This window comes from Actinomadura sp. 7K534 (genome assembly GCF_004348575.1).
In the GTDB taxonomy this organism is placed as follows: domain Bacteria; phylum Actinomycetota; class Actinomycetes; order Streptosporangiales; family Streptosporangiaceae; genus Spirillospora; species Spirillospora livida.
Genome location: NZ_SMKB01000477.1, coordinates 1 through 1,499, shown reverse-complemented (window position 1 = coordinate 1,499; position 1,499 = coordinate 1). Strand labels below are relative to the sequence as shown.

Genomic DNA, 1,499 nt, shown 5'->3' with positions numbered 1-1,499 from the left:
GCATAGAACGGTGCGGGGCGGGAATGGGGCGGTCCCGTCCACCTGCGGGAACGGGCCCGCGGGGACGGCCGACGAGGGGGAGGCCGCCATGCGCGTCGTCGTGACCGGCGCGACCGGCAACATCGGCACCAATACCGTCCGCGCGCTCGCCGCGGACGCGACCGTCACCTCGGTCACCGGCCTGGCCCGCCGTGAACCCGGCCCCGGCGCGGTCCTGGGCGAGGACGCCCCGGACGGCGCCGGGAAGGTCGAGTGGGCCGAGGCCGACGTCACCGACAGCGACCTGGTCCCGCTGCTGCGCGGCGCCGACGTCGTGGTGCACCTGGCGTGGCTGTTCCAGCCGACGCACCGCCCGGCGGTGACGTGGGACGCCAACGCGGTCGGCAGCTCCCGCGTGTTCGACGCGGTCGCCGAGGCGGGTGTGCCCGCGCTGGTGTACTCCTCGTCGGTGGGCGCCTACTCCCCCGGGCCCAAGGACCGCGGCGTGGACGAGTCGTGGCCCACGCACGGGTGGCCCGGCGCCGCCTACAGCCGCGAGAAGGCCTACGTCGAGCGGCTGCTGGACACGTTCGAGGCCGTCAACCCGGGCTGCCGGGTGGTGCGGATCCGGCCCGGTTTCATCTTCGAGCGGCAGAGCGCGTCCGAGCAGCGGCGGCTGTTCGCCGGGCCGCTGCTGCCGGGGCGGCTGGCCCGCCCCGACCTCATCCCCGCCGTCCCGGACCTGCCGGGGCTGCGGCTGCAGGCGCTGCACTCCGCGGACGCCGGGGAGGCGTTCCGGCTCGCCGCCACCCGCGACGTCCGCGGCGCGTTCAACATCGCCGCCGACCCGGTGCTGGACGCGGCCGGGCTCGCCGACCTGCTGGGGGCCCGCACGGTGCGGGTCCCGGCGCGGGGGGTGCGGGCCGCGCTGGCCGCGGCGTGGTCGCTGCACCTGGTGCCCGCCTCGCCCGGCCTGTTCGACCTGGCCATGGAAGTGCCGATCATGGACGTGTCGCGGGCGCGGGACGAGCTGGGCTGGACACCGCGGCACACCTCCCGCGACGCGGTCCGGGAGCTGCTGGAGGGGCTGCGCACCGCCGCGGGGCGCGACACCCCGCCGCTGTCCCCGCGGACCGGCGGGCCGGGCCGGATCCGCGAGTTCGCCACCGGCATCGGCCGCAGGCCCTGACTCGGCGGCGTCACCACACCGGGCCGGACGTCGACGCGAACCGGCGAGGATCAACCGGAGGTCACCACATGCCCACGATCACATCCGACCACCTGCACGCCCTGCTGGCCTCCAGTGAACGCGACGCCGCGCTCGTCGTCGTGGGCGGTGAGGCCACCGTCGTGCCCGCCGACCCGTCCCGCGGCGACGGCCCCGAGGAGGCGCTGGTCGTCACCACCCGGGACGCGGTGATCGCCGAACTGGACACCGGCGCCAACGAGGAGCAGATCGAGCGGCTCGCCCAGCGCCTGGACGTCGCCCTCGACAGCCTGGGCGGCTGACCGACCCCGCC

General features: G+C 76.7%; 2 protein-coding genes. Both read left to right on the top strand.

Features of this window, described 5'->3' with window-relative positions:
- On the top strand, positions 1 to 1,168 hold a 1,168-nt coding region (locus tag E1266_RS37240; RefSeq protein ID WP_243719378.1), incomplete at its 5' end, for an NAD-dependent epimerase/dehydratase family protein.
- Between the two features lie 68 nt (positions 1,169 to 1,236).
- The gene (locus E1266_RS37235) at positions 1,237 to 1,488 is read left to right on the top strand and encodes a hypothetical protein (protein ID WP_132055276.1); all 252 of its coding nucleotides are present in this window, start codon (positions 1,237 to 1,239) and stop codon (positions 1,486 to 1,488) included.
- Positions 1,489 to 1,499 lie beyond the last annotated feature (11 nt).